18 protein-coding genes are annotated in these 22,652 nt (G+C 66.0%); 12 read left to right on the top strand and 6 right to left on the bottom strand.

The features are described 5' to 3' along the window. Positions 1-178 precede the first annotated feature (178 nt). Positions 179-700, top strand: coding sequence for a hypothetical protein (locus OXM57_12220; GenBank protein ID MDE0353445.1), 522 nt, complete (start codon positions 179-181; stop codon positions 698-700). A gap of 26 nt (positions 701-726) precedes the next feature. Here OXM57_12220 and OXM57_12225 read toward each other — a convergent pair whose 3' ends face one another. Continuing rightward, a complete protein-coding gene (locus tag OXM57_12225) occupies positions 727-2,469 on the bottom strand; it encodes a CocE/NonD family hydrolase (protein ID MDE0353446.1) in 1,743 nt (580 codons plus the stop codon). A 173-nt stretch (positions 2,470-2,642) separates the two neighbouring features. Here OXM57_12225 and OXM57_12230 point away from each other — a divergent pair, with 173 nt between their 5' ends. Further along, positions 2,643-3,932: a hypothetical protein gene (locus tag OXM57_12230; protein MDE0353447.1), complete on the top strand. Its 1,290-nt coding sequence runs from the start codon at positions 2,643-2,645 to the stop codon at positions 3,930-3,932. Positions 3,933-4,006: 74 nt separating this feature from the next. On the opposite strand, the gene OXM57_12235 is transcribed toward OXM57_12230, so the two are convergent. Both OXM57_12235 and OXM57_12240 read right to left on the bottom strand, forming a co-directional pair. Next, a complete protein-coding gene (locus tag OXM57_12235; protein ID MDE0353448.1) occupies positions 4,007-5,116 on the bottom strand; it encodes a DSD1 family PLP-dependent enzyme in 1,110 nt (369 codons plus the stop codon). Positions 5,117-5,132: 16 nt separating this feature from the next. Further along, the gene (locus OXM57_12240) at positions 5,133-6,023 is read right to left on the bottom strand and encodes an amidohydrolase family protein (GenBank protein MDE0353449.1); all 891 of its coding nucleotides are present in this window, start codon (positions 6,021-6,023) and stop codon (positions 5,133-5,135) included. Positions 6,024-6,188: 165 nt separating this feature from the next. Between OXM57_12240 and OXM57_12245 the strand changes: the two genes are divergently transcribed. The 4 genes from OXM57_12245 to OXM57_12260 all read left to right on the top strand — a co-directional run bounded on the left by OXM57_12245 (position 6,189) and on the right by OXM57_12260 (position 9,430). Further along, positions 6,189-7,889, top strand: a complete 1,701-nt coding sequence (locus OXM57_12245; protein ID MDE0353450.1) for a CocE/NonD family hydrolase — start codon at positions 6,189-6,191, stop codon at positions 7,887-7,889. After that, positions 7,886-8,344, top strand: a complete 459-nt coding sequence (locus tag OXM57_12250; GenBank protein ID MDE0353451.1) for a hypothetical protein — start codon at positions 7,886-7,888, stop codon at positions 8,342-8,344. The genes OXM57_12245 and OXM57_12250 overlap by 4 nt, the downstream gene beginning before the upstream one ends. Positions 8,345-8,432: 88 nt before the next feature. Further along, positions 8,433-9,029 carry a nucleotidyltransferase domain-containing protein gene (locus tag OXM57_12255; protein MDE0353452.1) on the top strand — a complete coding sequence of 199 codons (597 nt, stop codon included), beginning with the start codon at positions 8,433-8,435 and terminating at the stop codon, positions 9,027-9,029. Next, a complete protein-coding gene (locus OXM57_12260) occupies positions 9,026-9,430 on the top strand; it encodes a hypothetical protein (protein MDE0353453.1) in 405 nt (134 codons plus the stop codon). Before OXM57_12255 ends, OXM57_12260 begins: the two co-directional genes overlap by 4 nt. Here OXM57_12260 and OXM57_12265 read toward each other — a convergent pair. Together OXM57_12265 and OXM57_12270 are read right to left on the bottom strand one after the other, a co-directional pair. Next, positions 9,404-13,072: a hydantoinase B/oxoprolinase family protein gene (locus tag OXM57_12265; GenBank protein ID MDE0353454.1), complete on the bottom strand. Its 3,669-nt coding sequence runs from the start codon at positions 13,070-13,072 to the stop codon at positions 9,404-9,406. The two genes, OXM57_12260 and OXM57_12265, sit on opposite strands and share 27 nt — an antisense overlap. Positions 13,073-13,124: 52 nt before the next feature. Continuing rightward, positions 13,125-14,201, bottom strand: a complete 1,077-nt coding sequence (locus OXM57_12270; protein ID MDE0353455.1) for a hypothetical protein — start codon at positions 14,199-14,201, stop codon at positions 13,125-13,127. A 204-nt stretch (positions 14,202-14,405) separates the two neighbouring features. On the opposite strand from OXM57_12270, the gene OXM57_12275 reads away from it, so the two are divergent. From OXM57_12275 to OXM57_12285, 3 genes are all read left to right on the top strand, one after another. After that, entirely contained in the window at positions 14,406-15,767 is a 1,362-nt protein-coding gene (locus OXM57_12275; GenBank protein MDE0353456.1) for an extracellular solute-binding protein, read from the top strand. A 209-nt stretch (positions 15,768-15,976) separates the two neighbouring features. Continuing rightward, entirely contained in the window at positions 15,977-16,903 is a 927-nt protein-coding gene (locus tag OXM57_12280) for a sugar ABC transporter permease (protein ID MDE0353457.1), read from the top strand. Next, positions 16,890-17,780: a carbohydrate ABC transporter permease gene (locus OXM57_12285; protein ID MDE0353458.1), complete on the top strand. Its 891-nt coding sequence runs from the start codon at positions 16,890-16,892 to the stop codon at positions 17,778-17,780. Before OXM57_12280 ends, OXM57_12285 begins: the two co-directional genes overlap by 14 nt. A gap of 222 nt (positions 17,781-18,002) precedes the next feature. On the opposite strand, the gene OXM57_12290 is transcribed toward OXM57_12285, so the two are convergent. Next, on the bottom strand, positions 18,003-18,974 hold the full coding sequence (locus tag OXM57_12290) for a phytanoyl-CoA dioxygenase family protein (GenBank protein MDE0353459.1): 972 nt from the start codon (positions 18,972-18,974) through the stop codon (positions 18,003-18,005). 238 nt (positions 18,975-19,212) lie between these two features. On the opposite strand from OXM57_12290, the gene OXM57_12295 reads away from it, so the two are divergent. From OXM57_12295 to OXM57_12305, 3 genes are read left to right on the top strand one after another with little or no spacing between them, the layout of a single operon-like run. Beyond that, complete coding sequence (locus OXM57_12295) at positions 19,213-20,631, top strand: FAD-dependent oxidoreductase (GenBank protein MDE0353460.1); 1,419 nt, start codon at positions 19,213-19,215, stop codon at positions 20,629-20,631. A gap of 30 nt (positions 20,632-20,661) precedes the next feature. Further along, positions 20,662-21,462, top strand: a complete 801-nt coding sequence (locus tag OXM57_12300; protein MDE0353461.1) for an SDR family NAD(P)-dependent oxidoreductase — start codon at positions 20,662-20,664, stop codon at positions 21,460-21,462. 37 nt (positions 21,463-21,499) lie between these two features. Continuing rightward, positions 21,500-22,621: a mandelate racemase/muconate lactonizing enzyme family protein gene (locus OXM57_12305; GenBank protein ID MDE0353462.1), complete on the top strand. Its 1,122-nt coding sequence runs from the start codon at positions 21,500-21,502 to the stop codon at positions 22,619-22,621. The last annotated feature ends 31 nt before the right edge of the window (positions 22,622-22,652 follow it).

Here is a 22,652-nt window from a genome sequence, read left to right on the forward strand (position 1 = left end):
GTCCGACCATTCGTCGTGTCCTCGTCGCGATAGTCCGATCTGAGGGTTCATGCCTACCGGATGGCCGCAGGATACACACGCGGGCACCGGGACGACGGAGCACACGTAGAACTCCACTGGCCCGTCTTGGACCCACCCCCGACGCCTACAATGGCTCAGGCCACCAAGGAGCGTGAGCGTGCGGTTTCGAGACTTACCGGTGTGCTTGGTTGCCGCGACCCTTCTCTTCGCAGCGTGTGGAGGAGACGGAGGTGGCGGGGGCGAAGAGGGTGGTGGCGGCACCGAGTCGGAAACGACCGTCTCCACTTTCGGGCAGTTCGCGGATCGGGCCGACTTGCCCACGGTGGTGTACGACGGCACAGCATGCACCTACATCGGTCCGGAGACCGTCGCTCCCGGCCCGGTCCGGATGACGCTGGACAACCGGAGCGATGTGCGGGCCCGCATCGACATCCTCCGCTTCCCTGAGGGCAAGACCTTCGAGGACCTGGCCGCCTATGTCGAGAGCGGCGAGGCGGCAGCCAACCAGGACTCCCCCGACTGGGTGGATCAGACCCGCAAGATTCGCGCCCCCGCCAACCAGGTGATGGGGGCCAACCGCACCCTGTTCGACAACACCTACGGCATCCTCTGTTACATAGGAGAAACGGAACCCTTCGAGATCCAGGCGGTAGCCACGTTCGAAGTCCTGGAGGGCTAGTTGCTGTTAGGTCACCCTGACTACCGCTAGCGCGGGATCACGGGCAGAACGAGGCGGCTGGCGTGTTCTGCATCGTGGTACACGGTCTGGTGGGCTGACCGGAAGTCAGCCTCGTGGCCGATGTCGCCTCCCAGGTTGGTGTTGCGGTCGAAGCGAGGGAAGTTGCTGCTCGACACGTCGAGACGGATCCGGTGCCCCGCTTTGAACACCCACGCGACCTCCCACAAATCGATCCGGTACTCGTAAACCTGTCCGGGTTCGATCAGGGAGGGGGACTGGCGGCTCTCCCGGCACCTCGCCCTCACGATCCCTTCGGTGACGTTGATGGCCCGGCCGTCGGGGAACACATCTACGAGCGTGGCTGTGAAGTCGGTGTCGGGCGCCGACGAGGCCGCGAACAGGACCGCCGCGACCCGGCCGGTGCACTCGAGGTCGGATGCGAGCAGATCACCGGTATACACCAGGACATCGGACCGATCCTCGACCGTCGACCGGTCACGCGGCCCGCTCTGGTCCACGTACGCCACCTGGCCACCCACCGTGGGAACCGGGTCCGAAGGGTCATACACGTACGTGTCGGGCGGCTCGCTTCCGACCGGTGGCTCCCAACCGAGGCTTCCGTCTCCGTGCCGCGTGTTCGCGGATCCTTGCCCGTGCAGGAAGAAGTCCCGGTACTCCGTGCGCGCCAGCGGCCACTCGTACTCTCCTCGCCAAACGTTGTCGCCGCACACGAAGAGCTGGAGCGGCGCCTCGTCGTCGACCCCGGTGGCGACTCCCTTGAGGCGCTGGTCGTACCAGTGGCGGTGCAGGGCGAAGATGTCTAGTTCGGCATCCGGACCGAACTGGACATCCTGGCCCCAGTCGGCCACCCCGATACGGGTGTGGGTCCAGGGACCGCACATGATCTTGGTGCGAGCCCGAGCCTCGGGCCGGGCGTCTCTGGTCCAGTTCTCGAACGCCTCGAACATGTGGCGCACGGTGCAGTCCCACCATCCGGTCAGGAAGTAGGCGGGCGCCTCGATCGTCCCGTACCGGCCGTTAACGATCCTCCTCTTCCAGTAGTCGTCGTAGGTCTGATGGTCGAGGATCTCCTTCCAAATCTTCACGTCGTCGTACTCGTCGAACGCCGAATAGAGCGGCATCCGCTCGTAGAGGTAGGAGAGGTCACCGGGGGGCTCGCCGGCCTTGCCGCCACCCACCCCCATCGTCCCGCCGGGCAGGCCGGCCAGCATGGCCATCCCTTGCGCGTGGCTGGTCCGCCGACCGATCTGGAGGAAGTGGCTGGCCTGCTGCATAAGGAATGCTCCCTGCTGCCAGAACATGTCGTAGCCGTCCGGCGTCGCCGCGATCGGCAGGATGCCCTTGAGCCCTTCCGAGGCCAACGGGGCGGGATGCATCTGGGTGAAGCCCAGGTAGGAGATACCGAACATGCCGACGTTCCCGTCGCACCATGGTTGGCGGATCAGCCATTCCACGGTGTCGTGGCCGTCCTCGTCCTGGACGTAGACCTCCCAGACCCCGTCGGAGTCGTAGCGCCCCCGGCAGTCCTGGATGACGACGGCATAGCCGCCCTCTCTGAAGCGTTCCCCCCAGCCGACATAGCCGTTCGGGCGCGCCCCGTCGGTCTCGGGATAGCTCTCCTTGCTGTAGATGGTCCGGGTGAGCAGCACGGGAAACTGATCCCCCTCCGGCGGCAGGTACACATCGGCCGACAGCAGGGTTCCGTCCCTCATCGGCACCCGCACATCCAGCATGATCCTCTGTCTCATGTCACCTCCCGTACCCTCTCGTAGTCAAGGCTGATCTCCCCGAACGGTGTCAATTCACTGTGGAAGGACCTACTAGCTGTTGACACGCCGCACCTCTCTAAGCATCATAAGCCCAAGCGGGCGGTGATCGACGGGCGAGAGACGCGCGGGCCGTCCAAACCAAGGGAGGGAATATGAGCAATCGCTGGTGGAAAGGAACACTCCTTCTAGCCATCCTGGCGATGTTGGCAATCGCCTGCGGTGACGCTGAGGAGGAGGCCCCCACGACCACTCAGGCCCCCGCGACCACTCAGGCCCCGACCACGACGGCTGCCATGGTCGAAGAGGAACCCATGGTGGATTTGAGCGTCCCGCCCGACGAGCCCAAGGGCGGCGTGATCCGGATCGGCGCCACGCCGTCGTACGATGACCGTCTGTGGTCTTATGCCGCCTCGATCGGCATGGACACGCGGATCGGCCTCGACCTGGAGATCATCCCGTTCGTGAGTATCCCCTACACGCAGTTGCAGACCGACGAGATCGACATGCTGTTCTCGTGCCAGATCTGCTACGGGACGATCATCGGCGAGTTCCCCGAATACCGGAACTACCTGATCACCAACCAGTACCAGGGCTTCGTGCTCATCGGCAGGGCCGGCGAGACGGTGGTCTACGAGGAAGCGCTCGAGCGATTGGGCGACGAGGAGGCCGCCATGGCCGAGTTGGCCGAGTCCATGAGGGGCAAGGAGTTCGTCAAGACCGAAGGGTTCCCCACCACCTTCGAGCGGGGGCTGCTGGAGAATATCGGGCTGACCTTCGACCCCGACGATACGGCGAGCCAGGACGTGGTGTTCAAGTACTACCCGACCATGGAGGCGATGAACTTCGGCTACCTGAGCGGTGAAGCGGACTACTACACCGGCAACCTCTCCGCCCAGGCCAGGATGCTCTACTCCGAGGAACTGGCGGGCGAATACGTGGTTGCGGCGCCGCTGGAGCTGTTCGGGGCGTCGGCGATCCTCTACTCGACCGAGGGCGTGCGGGCCGACTGGCTCGAGGAGAACCCCGAGACGGTGCTCCGTTCACTGGCCATCTGGTACAGAGCCTCGCGCTACCTGGATGCCTTTCCCGAGATCGTGGGCGAGTTCGTCGGCGAGGAGGCCAAGGACCAGACCGGCGGCACCAGCCTGGGCGCCTTCGTGACCTCGAGGATCATGACGGAACTCAACTACTTCCCGCTGCTCGATGACGCCAAGGACTACATGTTCACGCCAGGCGAGCTCACCTATTTCGGCAACGTAGTGGCCGATAGTTTCGCGTCCGGACGTGAGGAAGGCTATATCGCCGAAGGCGTCGATTGGCAGGACCACGAGGTCCAGGAAGTCTGGTTCAACCGCCTCCTCGAACGCGAGGACCTGGTGGCGTGGATCAACGCTCCGCTAGGAACCGGCGTGGGCCCGAACGGCGACGAGCCCCAGGGCTAAACCCCTACCGCAACCGACTTGACAGTGTGGCTCCCGGCCCGTCCGGGAGCCACACCTGGTTGACGCGCCAGGCGTCAGTACCCACGGGCGTCGACGGGCCAGACCTCGTCCACCACGCCGTTGCGGACCCCGACGAGGTGATCGTAGAGGTTGACGGTGGGGTCGCAGTTGACCGGTATCAGGCGGACCTGTTGGCCGAGGTCGGGTAAGGGCCCGTCGGATGGGGCCAGTACACCGTGCTCGTCGGCGAACCTCTTGTACAGAGCTCCGCCGCCTTGCACGACCGGGAGCCCGTTCCCGAGCGAGACTGCCTTGAGCCCCGCGTCGACGATCGCTATGCCGGGCCGGCGGCTCATGACGGTCGCCAGAACGTAGAGGCTTACCTCGAAGTCACGGAACGGCCCGCCGAACCGGCCCCGGTTGGCCAGGTAGTCCGCGTCCATGAACACGTAGGTGCCGGGCTGGATCTCGTTGTAGACCTCTGATGCGGCCTCGAGGTCGTAGGTCCCCGTCCCCCCGCCGCTGACCACCTGGCACCGGATGCCTTTACGGGCCAACAGGTCCACCGATTCCCGCACCAAGGCGGTGTTCCGCTCCGTGGCGGCCCGGCGGGACGGATGGTCTCTGATGTGCTGGGCGACCCCGTTGTAGGCCTGTAGCCCTACGAACCGTACCGAAGGAGTCGACTCCACCCGCTGGGCCAGCCGAAGAAAGGGTTCGCCGGGTGGCACGCCGGCGCGGTGCTCGGCGGTGTTCATCTCCACCATCACGCCGACGGACGACCCGGCCCGGCGAACCGCCTCGCCAAGGTCGTCGAGGTTGCCGGCGTCGTCCACGCAGACCGTGATGTTGGCCTCACCGGCCAACCGCGCCAGGCGGCGGAGCTTCCCGGCGCCGACTACCTCGTTGGCCACGAAGACATCCCGGATGCCGCCCGCCACCATGGCCTCCGCCTCCGAGACCGTCTGCACGCAGACCCCGACCGCGCCTCGCTCCAGCTGCATCCGGGCGATCGTGACGCTCTTGTGGGTCTTGACGTGCGGCCGCAGGGCGACATCGGCCGTGCGCGCCGCCTCGGCCATGCGATCGAGATTGCGCTCGAGCGAGTCGAGATCCACCACCAGAGCCGGCGTGTCGAGGTCGGCCTCGCGCAGGCCGCGTGACGGCAGACCGGCTCGGGTCATCGGGTTTCTCGGCCGATCAGTCCTTCTCGACCCCGTACAGCTTGGCGGCGTTGTCGCCCAGGTAGGCATCGATGTCCTCGTCCGTCAACTCCGGCAACCCCGGAGCGATGTTCAGTTCCCGGGCCAGCCTCGGGAAGGACCGGGTGTACGGCACGTCCTCGCGGCAGTCGAAGTTGTCGGTACCCCACAGGCACTTGTCCAGCACCATGAAGTGCTTGGCGTACTTGAGGAACCGCACGTTGGTCTCGAGCGGCTGCAGGAACCCCCACCAGCCGGTGCCGGCGTACATGTTGGGGTTCTTCAGCATCATCATCACCACTTCCTCGTAGTAGTTCTCCCCGGCGTGCACCACGATCAGCTTCAACTCGGGGACGCGCACCGCCACGTCGTCCAGGAGGATGGGATGCTGGTCGGCGAGCCGGCCGAACCCGGACCATCCGGTATGGATCTGGATGATCATCCCAAGCTCGGCCGCCTTCTCGTAGATCGGCATGAGGCGCTCGTCGTTGAGGGGGATCCCGTAGCTCGGCGCGGGGGTCATCTTCATGCCGACGCCACCCATGGCGGTGATCTCCTCCATCTCCCGCAGGGATTTGACGCCGCCGAGCAGGTCGACGCTGCCCATCGGGATCAGGCGGTCGGGGAACTTGGCACACTCCGAAATCACCCACTCGGTCGGGACGTGGGTGTTGAGGCGGGGCACCTTCACCGAGTGGCAGACAGCCATGTCGACCCCCGCCTCGTCCATGATCTCCACCATCTGCTCGGCGTTGATGCCCTTGGTGAGCCCGGTCTTGGTACCGAGACCCCGCGCTGCCCAGCCCGCCTTGTACATGGCGTCGTCCATGATGTCCTGGTCGCCCCAGTGCTCCGGCTTCGACAGCCACACATGCGTGTCGATGATCATCCCGACCCCTCCATCCTCGCCTTTTGCGGTCTCCACCCCACCGTACACCCGTAGTGGACATCCTCGCCACCGCCGAAATGGGTCCCGGCTAGCGTTGGGCGCAGCGTGGAGCACGGCCGCAGGGCGGGCTTCGCCGATCGACCACCGTCCCGGAGGGAGGCAAGGATGACCGCCATACAGGAGGTTCGGGCCGGGGTATCGGTCATGATCGACGTGATGGTCCCTATGCGGGACGGGGTCAACCTGTCGGCCGATGTCTACTTGCCGCCCGGCGACGGGCCCTTCCCAACCCTCCTGTGCCGGACGACCTATGGCAAGCAGAGCGGCGAGGTATGTACCGACCTCGCCTACTTGCAGGAGTGGGTGCCTCGCTTCCTCGGAGGCGGATACGCGGCGGTGATGCAGGACTGCCGGGGACGTTACGACTCGGGTGGCGACTTCGTTCCCTACATCCACGAAGCTTCCGACGGGGCCGACACGCTGGCATGGCTGGCCTCCCAGCCCTGGTGCGACGGCAACATCGGTATGTTCGGGCAGTCGTACGTCGCCTTCACCCAACTGCAGGCGGCCCTGTCCGGCCACCCCTCGCTCAGGGGCATCCTGCCGGTAGGCAACCAGGAGGACAATTTCGGTTACTTCCTGATGGACGGCGGAGTCCTCCAGTTGCAGAATTTCGTGTGGGGTATCAATAGCGGTCGGCGGACCATGAACTGCACCAGCTTCGAATTCCTCGACGTGGAGGCGCTGTACCGTCATATGCCCCTAAAAGGAGCCGTGTCAGGCATCTTCCGGCCCGCGTACTGGGCATTTCTGGACCATCCCACCTTCGACGGGTCGTGGCAGACCTACGGATTGAAGGACAAGTACGGGATGATCGAGACGCCCGCCTACTTCGTCACCGGCTGGTACGACACCCTGTCACGCGAGGTCTTCAAGGCCTACACCGGCCTCAAGCGAAGGGGAGGGTCTAAGGCGGCCCGTGACCTGACCCGGATCATCATCGGCCCGTGGTCGCACGACCTCGACCGGGCTGATCGCAACGGCGACATCGACCTCGGGCCCGGCGTGCATTTCGACCTGCCCGGTCTCCACCTCGATTGGTACGACCGTCGACTCAAGGGTATCGACAACGGCGTGGACGGGGAGCCGCCGGTGAGGATCTACGTGATGGGCGACGCCGAATGGCGCAGCGAGAGCGAGTGGCCCCTGGCCCGCACCGACTACCGGCCCCTCTACCTGCACGGCGAAGGAGACGCCCGCTCGCTCTCCGGCAACGGAAGCGCGTCCTTCGACCATCCGGCCGACGAACCCGCCGATCGCTTCGTGTACGACCCTGAGAACCCGGTTCCCACCCTCGGAGGATGCGACGTGATGCTCGACAACGCCGGGCCCAAGGACCGTTCCGAGCTGCAGGAGCGAACCGATGTCCTCGTGTACACCAGCGATCCGCTGGACGGCGATCTGGAGGTCACCGGCCCGGTGACGATGACCCTCTACGCCTCCAGTTCGGCGCCCGATACGGACTTCACCGCCACCCTATGCGATGTCCACCCGGACGGCCGGGCCATCATCGTGTGCGAGGGGATCCGCCGCGCCCGGTACCGGGACTCGGTCACCGACCCGACACTCATGACTCCGCGCACCCCGTACCAGTTCACCATCGACATGTGGCAGACCAGCCAGGTCTTCAAGGCCGGCCACCGGCTCCGGGTGGAGGTCTCGAGCAGCAACTTCCCACGCTTCGACCGCAACCCCAACATGGGTGGGGAACTCTGGAACGAGACCTCGATGCAATCTGCCACCCAGACGGTGTTCCACGACCGGGACCGACCCAGCCACGTGCTCCTACCCGTCATCCCCCGTTGAGGATCGCCCGTCTCGCCCTCTGGATACTGGCCGCCGTCGTCCTGTCATCGGGGTGTGACGGCAAGGTGACCGAAGCCGAGCCTCCAATATCCACCACCGTCGCCGAGGTCGAGCATCCGGTGTCCACTACCGGGAAGGTCGAGGAATGCTCCTGGTGTCCGGTGACGGACACGTCAGGAACCATGGTGGGGCAACCGGCATCCCCATCGCTCGACCTGATGGATCGCTTGGCATCTAGTACGGCCGGGACTCCCTTCGCCGGCCTGACCGAAGACGAAGTTCGCTCCGACATCTCCGACATCTGCGGCGCCGGCGAGGGCGGCGCCTCCCGCCAGGGCCCGGCTGCCGAGACGGCCCGACTCCGGGCGGACCGCCTGGGGGTGTCCGAGTCTGCGCCCGGGGTAGATTCCTACGCGCAGCTACTTGAGACCGAAGCGGACCGGCGCTGCCCCTGACCTACTGGCATGGGGGCGCCTCCGCCCGCGACGTTCCGACCACCTAGTCTGCATACTCTAGTGTTCATATGCAGACTAGAGTATGCATATGGACTTGACACACCCGATCAGCGCGCTTGCGCCCGGTCTCACCGGCGCGGTGCTCGAAGTACTGGCCAGGGCCACCCACCCGCTCACGGGGCGGGCGGTGCAGAGACTCGTCTCGAGGCCTGCCAGCCAGGCAGGGGTCCAGAAGGCCCTGGACAGGCTGGCGGATACCGGCTTGGTGAGCCAGACCGGAGCGGGGCGCGCCTTGCTGCACCGGTTGAACCGCGCCCACGTCCTAGCCCCCGCCGTCCTCGAAGTGGTCGCGATGAACGAGACCATACCGATCCGGATTGCCGAAGCGGTACGGATCCACGCCCCCGGCGCATCAAGTGCCCTGCTGTTCGGCTCGGTAGCTCGCCGCGAGGCGGCACCCCACAGCGACATCGACCTGCTGGTGGTCTGGCCGGATACAACTGAAGAGTCGACCCGATGGTCAGCGGCCGCGGACATCGCGGTAGCGGTGGCACGATTGACCGGCAACCCCTGTACCCCGTTGGTCTACACCGAAGACGAGTATGCCGGCCTACCTGAACGGGCACCCGCGTTCGCGGCGTCTCTGGACCGGGACTCCATCGACCTGCTCGCCTATCGCGTATGAGCCGGGGTACCGCACGGCGAGCTACCTGTGATGACGCCTACGCCGACGCGCGCCTGAACAAGGCCGAAGCGTTCGCATTGGCCGCCGGTCTCGATCCCCTGTCGCATGATGGCCCGACCCGCTCGGTGGCGGTGAGCAATGCCGTCCTCGCCGGAATCGCCGCGGCTGATTCGATCTCTTGCCGAACCCTCCGGCAACGCTCGGCGAGCGGTAACCACGCAGACGCCATAGACCTGCTCAGGCAAGCCCCGGGCCAAGCACAAGACGCCGGCGCCTACCTGATCGCACTGGTGAATGTGAAGAACAAGGCGCAGTACGAGGATCGGAACCCGTCGGTGCCAGAGACGAAGCGGGCGCTAAGAGCGATGGAGTCACTAATACGGATCGCCCGCACTACCTGACCCCCTATACGCGGGCGGCGCTCCGTAGCCGCCGCCGCCGGGGGTGGCGATCTCGAACACGTCGCCGGGGCCGACCTCCGCCTGGGAATTGCCGGCCATCTCCTCCACCCGTCCGTCCGCCCGGAAGATCCGGTTGCGGCCCACCGCTCCGGTCTCGCCGCCATCCACTCCGAAGGGAGCGATCACGCGGCGGGAAGACAGGATGTTGACGGTCATCTCCTCGCCGAACCGGACCCGGCGCACGGCGCCGTCACCGCCCCGGTAGCGGCCGCCGCCACCGGAGCCGCGGCGGACCTCGAAGCTGTCCAGCCGGACAGGGAACCGCCACTCCAGCACTTCCGGATCGGTGAGGCGGGAGTTGGTCATATGCGTGTGCACCGCGCTACGCCCGTCCCGGCGGGGCGTGGCCCCCGCGCCACCGCAGATCGTCTCGTAGTACTGGTAGCGATCATTGCCCCAGATGAAGTTGTTCATCGTGCCCTGGGATCCGGCCACCACCCCGAGCGCGCCGAACAGCGTGTCGACTATCTGCTGGCTGGTCTCCACATTGCCCGCAATCACCGCCGCCGGATACTCGGGGTTGATCATGGAGTTCTCCGGCAGCACTAGCGTGACCGGCTTCAGGCATCCCTCGTTGAGCGGGATGGCGGCGTCGACCAGACACCGGAACACGTACAGGACCGCGGCGTGCGCTACAGCCCGGGGGGCGTTGTAGTTCCCCGGATGGATCCCGCTCGTCCCGGTGAAGTCCACCGTCGCCGAGCGGTTCGCCCGGTCGACGCTGATCTCGACCTGTATCCGGCTGCCGTCATCCATGCGCCCCACGAACGACGAGTCGACCAGGGCGTCTATGACCCTGCGCACCGACTCCTCGGCGTTGTCCTGGACATGCACCATGTAGGCGTGCACCACATCCAACCCGTAATGGTCGATCACCGCCCTCAACTCTCCGGCGCCCTTCTCGCAGGCCGCCACCTGGGCCTTGAGGTCGGCGATGTTCTGTTCGGGACTCCGGGCCGGATAGGGCCCGCCCGCCAGCAGGTCCCTCAGCTCCCGCTCCAGGAACCTCCCCTCCGACACCAGCGTGAAGTTGTCGATGAGGATGCCCTCCTCCTCCACCGTCGTGCTGTCGGCCGGCGCCGAACCCGGCGTGCGGCCTCCGATGTCGGCGTGATGTCCCCGGGACGCCACGTAGAAGATGACCGATCCGCTTGCATCGTCGAAAACCGGCTTGATCACCGTGATGTCCGGCAGGTGGGTGCCCCCGTTGTAGGGGGCGTTCATGACGTACACATCCCCGGGCGCCATGTTCCCGGGGCCGCCCCGGTCGCGGATGATCGACTTGATCGACTCGCTCATCGACCCGAGATGGACCGGCATATGGGGCGCGTTGGCGATCAGGTCGCCCTCCGGGTCGAACAGCGCGCAGGAGAAGTCGAGGCGCTCCTTGATATTGACCGACACCGCGGTGTTCTCGAGCACCAACCCCATCTGCTCGGCGATGTTCATGAACATGTTGTTGAAGATCTCGAGCCGTACCGGGTCGGCGTCGGTACCGACCGAAGCCCGGCGAGGGAGGGGGACCACCCGCTCCATCACCAGGTCGCCCGCGCCGGTGATCTGGGCGTGCCAGCCGGGTTCCACCACCAACGTCGAGGTGGGTTCGATGATGACCGCCGGCCCGGTCACCGGGTGATCGGCCGGGATGGACGCCCGGTCGAAGAACGGGGTCGCCACCCAACGCCCCTCCACATAGGTGTCGTACTCCCCGATCGGAACGGGCTCTTCAGCGGCGTCGGGCGCCAGGCCGAGCGGTACCTCGTGGCTATGCCCGACCACCTCCACCTGGATCGACTCGACCTCCAGGAGCGTCTCGGGGGAGAGGAAGCCGAAGCGCGCCGAGTGAGCCGCCTCGAAGCCGTCCACGACCGCACCCAGCGAGCCGGCCGCCACCTCCAGCGATGTGTCGGAGCCCTGGTACCTGATGCGCACGCGGCGCACCACCTCGGTGCGCTCGTCCCCGACCCCTTGGGCGCGCATGGCCACCAGCCCGTCCGCGGTCAGATCGGCGAAATCGGTTTCGAGCCGATCCAGCAACGCCTGGTCGAGACCCGCCTCCACGGACCGGTCCCGCACCACGCGGACGTCGGCCAGACCGATACCGAACGCGGACAGGACCCCCGCGTAGGGATGGCTCAGCACCCGCTCGATTCCCAGGCTGTCGGCCACCCGGCAGGCGTGCTGGCCGGCGGCCCCGCCGAAGCAGGCCAGCGTGTAGTCGGCCACGTCGTAGCCCCGTTGCACCGAGATCTTCTTGATGGCGTTGGCCATGTTCTCCACCGCGATGGCCAGGAAGCCCTCGGCCACCTCTTCCGGCGTCCGGGGAACGCCGGTCGCCGCGGCGATCTCCGCGGCGAGGGCGGTGAACAGCGACCGGGTGCGCTCGGAGTCGAGGGGCTGGTCGGCGTCGGCGCCGAACACCCTGGGGAACAGGTCGGCCTGCAGGCGGCCCATCATCAGGTTGCAGTCGGTGATTGCCAGGGGACCGCCGTTCCCGTAGCAGGCCGGACCGGGATCGGCGCCGGCCGAGTCCGGCCCCACCGTCAGGCGGCTCCCGTCGAAGTGCAGGATAGAGCCGCCTCCGGCCGCCACCGTATGGATCAGCATCATCGGCGCCCGGACCCGTACCCCGGCCACCTCGGTCTCGTAGGTCCGCTCCAGCTCTCCGGCATAGTGGGATACGTCGGTGGAGGTCCCGCCCATATCGAATCCGATGAGGCGGTCGTATCCCGCCGCGAGTCCGGTCCGCACCATCCCCACCACCCCTCCGGCCGGACCGGATAGGAGGGCGTCCTTGCCCTGGAAGGCATGGGCTCCGGCCAGTCCCCCGTTGGACTGCATGAACATCACGCGCGGAGGCGAGGCCGATATGGAGGCCAACCGGAGCTCCACCTGCTCTATGTAGCGGCGCAGGATGGGGGACAGGTAGGCGTCGACCACCGTGGTGTCCCCCCGCGCCACCAGCTTCATCAACGGGCTGACCTCGTGGCTGACCGAGACCTGCGCGAACCCCAGCCGCCGGGCGATGGCGGCCACCCGCCGCTCGTGACGGCGGTGGCGGTAACCGTGCATGAAGAGGATGGCCACCGAATCGATACCCCGTGCCCTGACGGCGACCAGGTCCGCCTCGACGGCCTCCTCGTCCAGCGGGACGATCACGTCACCGCGGGGACCCATCCGCTCGTCCACCTCCAGCACCCGCTCGTAGAGCATCTCAGGCACTTCGATATCGAGCTCGAACAGGTCGGGGCGGGTCTGGTAACCGATGACGAGGGCGTCAGCGAACCCTCTCGTGGTCACCAGCACGGTCGGCTCCCCGCGGCGCTCGAGCAGGGCGTTGGTGGCCACGGTCGTACCCATCTTCACGGAGTCGATCGGGGCCTCTATGCCGGTCTCCTCCAGCAGCCTCCGGATCCCTTCGATGGCCGCGTCGGGATAGTGGCGAGGGCTCTCCGACAGCAGTTTGCCGGTGAGTACCTCACCGCCCGGCGTCCGGGCCACCACATCGGTGAAGGTGCCACCTCGGTCGATCCAGAACTGCCAACCGCCCGCCTGCCCGGAGGTGGTCTGCTGCGCGGTCACGGCCACCCGACCGGCCGCGGTGCGGGGCTGGCTGTCTTCGGCTCGATGACGCTCATCGACCGGCGGATGGAGTCAGAATGCGCCGGGGGTTCTCGACCAGCATGTTGTGGATCTGCGATTCGGTCACCCCCCGGGCGCGCAACATCGGTACCGCCCATTCGAGCACCAGCGAGTAACCGGATCCGCCGAAGCGCTTCCAGAGCAACCGCACTCCCACATCCTGAGCCATCACGATCTGGCGGTCATAGCCCTCGTGGCAGAGCATGGCGATGGCGTCGACCCGCTCGATGTCGCCGGGCATGCGGCATCCTCCCAGGAACGCGGGCATGTTCAAGCCTTCATACCCGAAGGTGTCGTAGGAGATCGTGATTCCCCGGTCCAGCAATCTGCGGTGGTAATCAAGGTGGTCGAGGCTGAGATCGCAATGACTCAGGTAGAAGCTGTCGAGGTCGGCCCCCTCCTGCTCGATCAGATCCACGTAGGCCTCCCCCACCGTGGCGATGCCACCTCGGACGGCGTCGAATATCGAGGGATGGATGGTGAACCCCACCCCGGTCCTGATCTGCGCCCGGCAGGCCGCCCGGAGGATCTTCTCCTCCTCCGGGTGGTAGGGCAGGGGCTCCTCCGAGCAGGCGCACTCTCCTATGGACCCGGCCCTGATCCCGGTGCCGTCTATCCCCTCCGTTATCTCGGTGATCATCAGCTCGGCCACCTGGTCGATGGTCATCTTCGCCACCCAGGGAGGGTGCATCCCGTGCTTGTAGAAACCGGTGGTGGTGATGATGTTCACCCCGGTCGCCTCCGCGATCCGCCGCAAAGCCACCGGATCCCGGTTGAGGCCCACCCCCGTGTTGTCGACCACCGTCGTGCCTCCGTAGGCGGCGAAGTGCCCCAACTCCTCGGCGGCGATCCCCTCGTCGTCGAGCGAACTGTTCTGTCGGTTGGGCGCCCCACGCCGGAGAGCGCCGAGGATGTCGATGGTGATCGGTAGATCCCAGTACGGGAAGTCGGAATGGTCCTCCCCGTCCGCGTCCGGGTCAGGCCCGCTGGAGTACACGTGCTCGTGAAGCAAAACGATGCCCAGATCGTCCGGGTGTATCGGTCCGGTAACCGTCTGGATCAAGTTCATACGCCCGAGCCTCCCAGGTCCTCCTTGATCTTATCGGTCGGAACTGCGCGCAGCGTGCGGTCCGATGCTCGTCCATTGGATCGAGCACATGGCCGAAAACCAGTTGAAAGGCCATATGACCTGGGCTAGCCTCGACAGCGGGTACCGGATTCCTATGTTGAGGTCATCGACCAGGAATCGTGATCGGACGGGGAGAAGAGAGCCGTGGTAGTTAGAAGCAGGAGAGAATTCCTGAAAGCTTCCCTGCAGGTCGGTGGAGGTCTGGCCGTCTTCGGATTAGCGGCCTGTGGCGACGACGAGCCGGCTGCCACCACATCCCCACCAACGACGGCGGCGGCGACGACAGCCGCTCCGACCACTATGGGCAAGGAACCCGTCACTATCACGATCCTCACCGCCGACCAGTCGGCCGTCCAGTTCTTCACGGACATCGGCCCGGCCTTCGCCGCCATGCACCCGAACTACGACATCACGTTCGACATCCCGGCCGAGCAACCGGCGGAGGTGCGGCAGCGGGTTCTCGACCAGTTGGCAGCCGGTGAGAAGATCGCCGACAGCACCGACCTCGACAGCGAGGACACGTGGAATTCGGCTCTGGCCGCCGGTCTCCACGAGTCGGGTCTCTACGACTTCACTGACGCCGCCCAACCCTGGGTCGACCAGATAGCCGGTGGTATGCGCGAGGGCAAGTTCAAGGGCCGGTATTACGGCATTCCGGGACTCCTCTCGGCGGTCACCTACTACTACCGCGCCGACCTCTTCGAGCAGGCCGGTATCAGTGCCGACTTCGCGACCTGGGACGACTTCATCGAGGGCGGGAAGAAGCTCAAGGCCGCGACCGGCGCCAACATCATGATCATCGAGGACAGCACGTCGAGGCACTTCAACTACATGATGCCCCATGCCGGCGGGAACGTCTTCGACGAGGAAGGGGCCGTCAATCTCGATGCTGACGAGAATCTGGAGGCTCTCGAGACCCTCGTCCGGATGGTTCGTGAGGACATCGCCTTCACGACCAGCGAGTTCTACGGCGCCGGGACCTTCGAGGCCTACCGCGATGACACCATCGGCGGCGCGTACATGCCCAACTGGTACGGCGATCTGCTGCTGCCCCCGAACCTCCCGGAGCACCAGGGCAGGTTCAAGATGGCGCCTCCTCCGAAGTTCGAGGCCGGTTACACGAGCGCGCGGGGTGGAGCTCCCATCTACCCGGTACTGGCCGGACCGCACCAGGAGTTGGTGTTCGACTTCCTCGCCTTCGGGTTCCTGTCGGTGGAGAACAACGTCAAGAGGTTCGAGGACTTCGCGACACCTCCCATGAACCTGGCGGCCTACGAGGACCCGGCTCTGGCCGAAGCCGTACATCCGTACCTGGAGCAGCCCGTGGCCCCGGTCTACACGGCGATGATCGAGAACTTCGCCACCGTCAACACCCATCCGCTCCTCATCCGGGCCTTGGACCATCTCACCACCAACACGGTGCCGCCTGTGCTGGCGGGGGACAAGGAACCGGCAGCCGCCCTCAAGGAGGCCGCGGACGCCATCAGGGCGATGGCAGGTGAGTAATAGACAAGACAACGCAGTCCGGATCACAGATAAAGGCGCACACCACAACTTGCTCCGGTGATGAAGTGGTGGGCTGGGTTGCCGCCGGTTCATAGACAACAAACGTTGCCCTGTGGCGGCCAGCCCTTCATCGCCGAGCGCTGAGAACGGAGCCTGCCCTGAGCGTGGAATCCCGATCTGACCCACCAGGTGCACACTCGGGGCATATCGTGCGAGGATCGCGTGAGTCGCGAATCGCTCCCTACCTGTTCCTTTCGCCCTTCCTGATCCTTTTCAGCATCTTCACGATCTACCCGGCCGCGCTGGGGATCTACCTGAGCCTCACCAAATGGACCGGCGCCGTCGGCCAGGAGCCCGAGCTGATCGGCCTGTCCAACTACCGGCGAATGCTCAAGGACCCTTCTTTCCTGAAAGCCCTCACCAACACGGGCTGGCTGGCCGTCGCCGCGGTCATCGTCATCGTCCCGACCGCGCTGTTCCTGGCGATGATTCTGAACACCCGCTGGATCCGGCTCCGCACCTTCCTACGGACTGCGTTCTTCCTACCAATCGGCACCCCGACCGTGGTGATCGCCATGGTGTTCATCGTCATCTACAGCGAGCACTACGGGGCCCTGAACTGGTTGCTGGGCCTCGTCGGGCTCGGGCCGTTCGACTTCACAGGAACACCGGCCTTCGTCAAACCCGCCATCGTCGGGCTCCTGCTGTGGCAATGGACCTCGGTTCCCATGATCTACTTCCTGGCCGGCCTTCAGGGAATCCCGCCTTCCCTCTACGACGCCGCCCTGGTCGACGGGGCGGGGCCCTGGGCATCGTTCCGGAAGGTGACCCTCCCCCTGCTTCGGCCCGTGTCCCTCTTGGTGCTGGTCCTGCTCGTCAACGACGCCATACGGATCTTCGACCAGATATTCATCCTGCTGTTCTTCACCGGTGCTCCCTACCAGACCAGCGGGGGACCGGGAGAGCAAGGTCTGACGCTCGTCCTCTACATGTACCGCTCGGCGTTCCGGTTCAGGGAGTTGGGCTTCGGCGCGGCGGTGGGCGTCTCGATCTTCGTGCTCGGCCTGGGGATCGCCCTCGTGCAGTTATGGAGGTTCGGCGCGCTGAGAAAGGAGGGCGGCGGTGCCGGCCACTGATACCGAGCGCCGCACGACGGCTTCTCCCGCAGGATCGCGTGACCTCTCCCTGTACCGGAGAAGGGCCGTCCGCATCCTCATCCAGGTGCTGCTCGTGGTCGCGGCGCTTCTGGCCCTCTACCCGCTGATATTCATGGTGTCCGGATCCTTCAAGCGGGTGTCCGAACTCACGTCCCTGCCCCCCACCCTCATCCCGAGAGCATTCGACCCGGGCGGGTACGAGCAGCTGGCAACGACCGGATTCCCCAGGTGGTTCGCCAACAGCATCTTCGTGACGACCCTCCGGGTGAGCCTCACGATCCTGGTGTCGTCGATGGCAGCCTTCGCGTTCGCGGTCTACCGCTTCCCGTTCCGGCGAACGCTGTTCATCATCGTGGTCGGGTCGCTCCTGCTGCCCTTCGAGGTGCTCTACCTGCCACTGCTGTCGCTGATGATCGACCTGGACTGGATGAACACCTACCAGGCCCTGATCCTCCCGTTCGTGGCCAGCGGCTTCTCCGTGTTCGTGATCCACCAGTACATGGTCAGCCTCCCGTCCGAACTCATCCAGGCGGCCCGGGTCGACGGCGCTTCGGAGTGGAGGATCTACTGGAACGTCGCCATGCCGCTAGCGCGACCCATCCTCGGTGCGATCAGCGTGATCCTTTTCATCCAGACCTGGAACAGCTTCTTCTGGCCGCTGATAGTCCTCCAGGACACCGACCTGTTCGTCCTTCCGGTCGGTCTGACAGCCTTGCTCGCGCGAGTGTTTCACGAGCAGGACATGTGGACCGCTGTTCTAGCAGGAAGCACCCTGATGACGATTCCCATGGTGATCGTCTTCCTGGTGATGCAACGCCAACTGGTCGCGGGCCTGACAGAGGGCTTCAAAGCCTGAACTCCAGACCCCCACGGGAGCTACGGAGTTCGGACTAGATGTCGATGTAGGAGCCCGGACCGGCACTCTCCTGGCGCAGCCGCCCCTCACCCCGACCGGTAATTGGCAGGGCCCGGGACGGGCAGGACTATCGGATGCCGACAATCGTTAAGCAGTCCCGGACCCCCCTTTGATCGAGCCCACCCACAGGCTTCACCCATGACGGACGCAGGAGTTGTGCAGTCAGGCGCACCGGATGTCGTCGGGGTCCCATCGGAAGGAGACCGGCGGCTCGCGGGAAATGCGGTCCCTAGTCTCGAGCCACCTGTCCCGCCACTCGTCCGGGCCGATCACAACCGACTCGGGAGCGGACCGGCTCCGGGCGACGAAGCTGGGCGCCCAGTCCCTTCCGGTGGGCGCGCCGACCGGGGAGTAACGGAGGTCGAAACTCCAGCGCAGATCATCGCTCAGGTTCGGCAAGGACGAGTGCACGGTGCGCCGGTGCATGAACAGGACATCGCCCGGATCCATCTCCACCGGGATCGCTCCCGGAGGCACCCGCTCCTCCGGGATGTGCAGCCCCTTGGTCCGCTGCGTGTCAAGGCAGTGCAGGATCAGATCGTCCCGGTGGCTGCCGGGAACCACTACGACGCAACCTGTCTCGACATTGGCCACGGTCAGCGGGATCCAGACCGTGAGTATGTCTGTGGTGTCCCCGGCCTCGTGGACCACGCTCTGATCCTGGTGCCAGACGGTCCGGGAGATCATCGTGTTGAAGAACAGCTCGTCGGGAACCAGGTGCTGGGGCGGCTTCATCCGCGCATGCTGCACCGGATGGACGAGAATCTCGGGGCCTATGAAGCGCTCCACCGCGTCCAGCAATCTCGGGTTGGTGAGCAGGCCGAACACCGCCGGACCGAGGTGAATCGGGGTGTCGACCGTCGTGCGCGCGCCGGGAAGGCAGATGTCCGTGTAGCGGAAGACATCCCCGCGCGTCTCAACGCCCAGGCGCACCACCCTGCGACCGAGAGGCAGGTCGGAGTGACGATCCTCGATCACGCCATCGGCCTCCAGCCGGGCGGATACATCTTCGATGAGAGCGTGGTACTCGTCGAACAGAGGCAGGAGATCCATCGGGGGATCGAGCAGATCCTTCCAGACAACGTAGCCGACTTCGTCGAGGGTCTGCTTACGGGTAGTACCGGTGACGACCATCGGCTGCCTCGTTTCCTGTGGACCGGCGAACGCGCCGCCGCGCTCGGCGTATCCACCATATCCACACTTCTGGACCGTTACGATGGTACTCGTCGCCGTCCGAACGCGGGCGGAATCGACACCGGAGATCTTCGCCGGAGACGCCGGTCCATTACAGGAAGCCATCAACTTGATTCCAGCCTCCACAGCTCGGCACTTGGGCGGTCACCTACACGGCCGGCATAGGGCAGACGTACTTGTGGTCGGCGGCGGAACGGCGGGCTTTGTCGCGGCCACCGCTGCGGCCAGGAACGGCGCCGAAACCATCCTCGTGGAGTACCTGCCCTTCCTGGGCGGAACTCATGGCGGCGGAGCCATGGTGATGGGGACCATCGGCTTCCGGCCCACCGGGGAGAGCAGCCACCGGGTCGACGCGGCCGGCCAGCTCATGGTGGGTGGCATCCCCTTGGAGTACTACGACCGGATGCTGGCGGCGCGAGCCACGTCCGGAGACCCCGGCGATCCCAGCAACGCCTGGCCGAAGGACCTGGAGATCAGCAAGGTCGTCATAGAGGAGATGGTCACCGAAGCCGGGGCGGACATCTGGTTCATGACCCAGCTGGTGGACGTTATCGTCGACGACGGAGCCGTGGTGGGCGCCCTGGTGACCAGGGGAGGCGGGTTGGTCCGAGTCGATACCGGGATCATCATCGACGCCAGCGGTGACGGAGTCGCCGCGGTCCAGGCGGGCGCGGGATACGAGGTGGGACGACCCAGCGACAACAAGGCCGAGGCCGCCACCCTCTACTTCGAGATGGCGGGTATTGACCTCGGAAGACTCCTCGATCATCTCGCCGATCACCCCGAGGACATCAGCCACCACCACCGAAATCGTGGGGTCTCGGCCACCACCCTGCGGCGCGACTGGGAGGCCGGCGGTCCCTTCGTGGTCCGTCTCGGCGTCAACTACGCCCCGGGGAGGGAAGCCGGTCTACTTCCCACGCCCGTGGGAGCGGAACACTCCGCCCACACCGACCCCAGCCTGGGGACCTTCTGGATGCACTGGCGGGACGGGCGGTGGGTGGCCTCGTCCTTCTCCGTCAATATGGACACCACCTACGGTCTCGATCCGAGGGACCGCGACGCATACGACGACGCGCTGGTGGCAACGCGCCGGTTCGTCCTGGACATGGTGCGCTACTACCAGGCCAACGCTCCCGGTTTCGAGGACGCATATCTGCTGAGGTTCGGGACGTTGCTAGGGGTCCGGGAAGGTCCACGAATCCTCGGCCGGTACCTGCTGACCGCAGACGACGTGGCCACCGCTTCCGACTTCCCCGACGCCGTAGGGCGGTGCGGGGTCCGGGTGGACATCCACCCCGAGGACCCGGGGGGGCGGGAGTTCCTCCTCACGGACGTGGGCGGGGACCGGGGCTGGTACCAGATCCCCTACCGGGTCCTGGTCGCCGCCGATGTCGACGGCGTGATGATGGCCGGACGCAACATCTCGGCCGACCATATCGCCCACGGATCGGCCCGCCACCAGGTCACCTGTATGATGATCGGCCAGGCAGCGGGGACCGCCGCCGCCATCGCCGCCCGGCAGGGGGCGCCGCCCCACCACATCGACATCTCGCTACTCCAGTCCACCTTGAGGCGTCAGGGAGCGATCATTTGAACGGTTTCGGCTACACATACAAGTGTCCCCGTGCTGGGTGACCTGAGCGGTTGCACCGCGGTCGTGACCGGCGCAGGCGGCGGCCTCGGTCGGGCGATGGCCCTCGCCCTGGCCGAGTACGGCGCCCGGGTAGCCGTGACCGACCTGCACGAGCACCGGGCCCGTGAGACCGCCGACCTCCTGCCCGGCGATCCGATGGCGCTCGATCTGGACGTCACCTCGCCCGAGTCCGTCTCGGCGGGCGCCAAGGCGGTTCTCGAGGCTTTCGGGCCACCGCACATACTGATCAACAACGCCGGGGTCGCATCCGCCACCATGGGACGGGAGGGCGCCCGAGACCGCGACGAGGACTGGACCGCGGTCCTCTTGGTCAACATCCAGGGCACGGTGCGCTGTTGCGAGGCTTTTGTGCCGGGGATGAAGGAGCAGCGACGCGGCAAGATCATCAACGTCGGCTCGATGGCCGGCCACGCGGGCCGCCGGATCGGAGGCGCCTACGCCACGAGCAAGGCCGCCATCCTCCGATATACGAAGGGCCTAGCCATGGAGGTAGCGCCCTTCGGGATCAACGTGAACGCGGTCTGCCCGGGTGCGGTCTGGACCCCCCTCCAGGAACGGGGCATCGCCTACCGCCAGAGCCAGGACCCCGAACTCGCCGCTCGGGACCCGTACGAAGTGTTCACCTCCAACTACGCAGAGACGATCCCGCTGGGAAGACCGCAGACCCCCGAGGAGGTCGGCGCGGCGGTGGTCTTCCTGGCGTCGAGGGCCGCCGACAGCATCACCGGGCAGTGCCTGCACGTGGATGGCGGCGCCATCCTCCGCGACTGACCATGAGCGGTTGCGCCATCACGGAGCAGGTTGCCCGATGAAAACAGTGGGGCTTCGGTTCTCGTCCTACCGGTGGCAGCGGCCCCGGCCCATCCACAACGGGCTGTTCACGTACTCGGAAGCGTGTGTTGGTCTTGTCGAAATCGAGACCGACGAGGGCATCACTGGTTTCGGGCTGACCACCGATCCGCTGATCGAGAACGGGAACCTGATCATCTCGGAGACGATCCGTACCCTGGCCCCGGTAATCCTCGGGCAGGATCCGCTGCGCAACGAACTGATCTGGTGCGACCTGTGGCGTCCCAAGCTGATCGGGCGGCGTGGCCTCACTACCCGAGCGATCAGCGCGGTGGACATCGCTCTGTGGGACATCAAGGCCAAGGTGGCCGGATTGCCGCTCCACATCCTTCTGGGCGGCTACCAGGAGCGGATCCCCGGCTACGTCGCCGGTGGTTACTACGAGGAGGGAAAGGGCATCGACGAACTCCAGGAGGAGGTGTCCGGGTACGTCAAGCTCGGCGCCAGGGCGATCAAGATGAAGATCGGAGGCCTGCGGGTCCGCGAGGACGTGGAGCGGGTGGCCGCCGTGCGGGACGCGGTGGGGCCCGACACCGACATAATGCTGGACGCCAACGGCGCGTACACCGTGTTCGACGCCGTCAAGGTCGCCCGGGCACTCGAGCCGCTCGACATCTTCTGGTTCGAGGAGCCCATCCATCCGGAGGACTACGAGGGCCTGGCCCGGGTGTCCGCCAGCACCACCATCCCCATCGCAGCCGGGGAGAACGAGTATACGAAGCACGGCTTCCGGGACCTGATAGAGCGGACCGGAGTGAGCATCCTCAACGCCGACGCCCAGATACTGGGAGGGATCACCGAGTTCATGAAGGTCGCCGCCATCGCGCAGGCCCACAACATCCCGATCGCCCCACACGGGCACCCGCACATCCACACACCGCTGGTGGCGGCCATCCCGAACGGTCTGATAATCGAGTACTACCCATCTTCGGTGGTGCCGGGGGCGAGCGCCATGCTGCGTAGGACGGTCAGCTTCAACGCCGACGGATACGTCCGGCCGCTAGGGGAACCAGGCCTCGGGATCGACATCAACCCCGACGTGCCGAGCGAGCCGCACTTCGAGATGCGGCTCCCGATCTGAGGGGGCCGCCCGACTGGCTCGAGATGAGGTG

It is taken from the genome of bacterium, assembly GCA_028820935.1.
In the GTDB taxonomy this organism is placed as follows: Bacteria; Actinomycetota; Acidimicrobiia; order Spongiisociales; family Spongiisociaceae; genus Spongiisocius.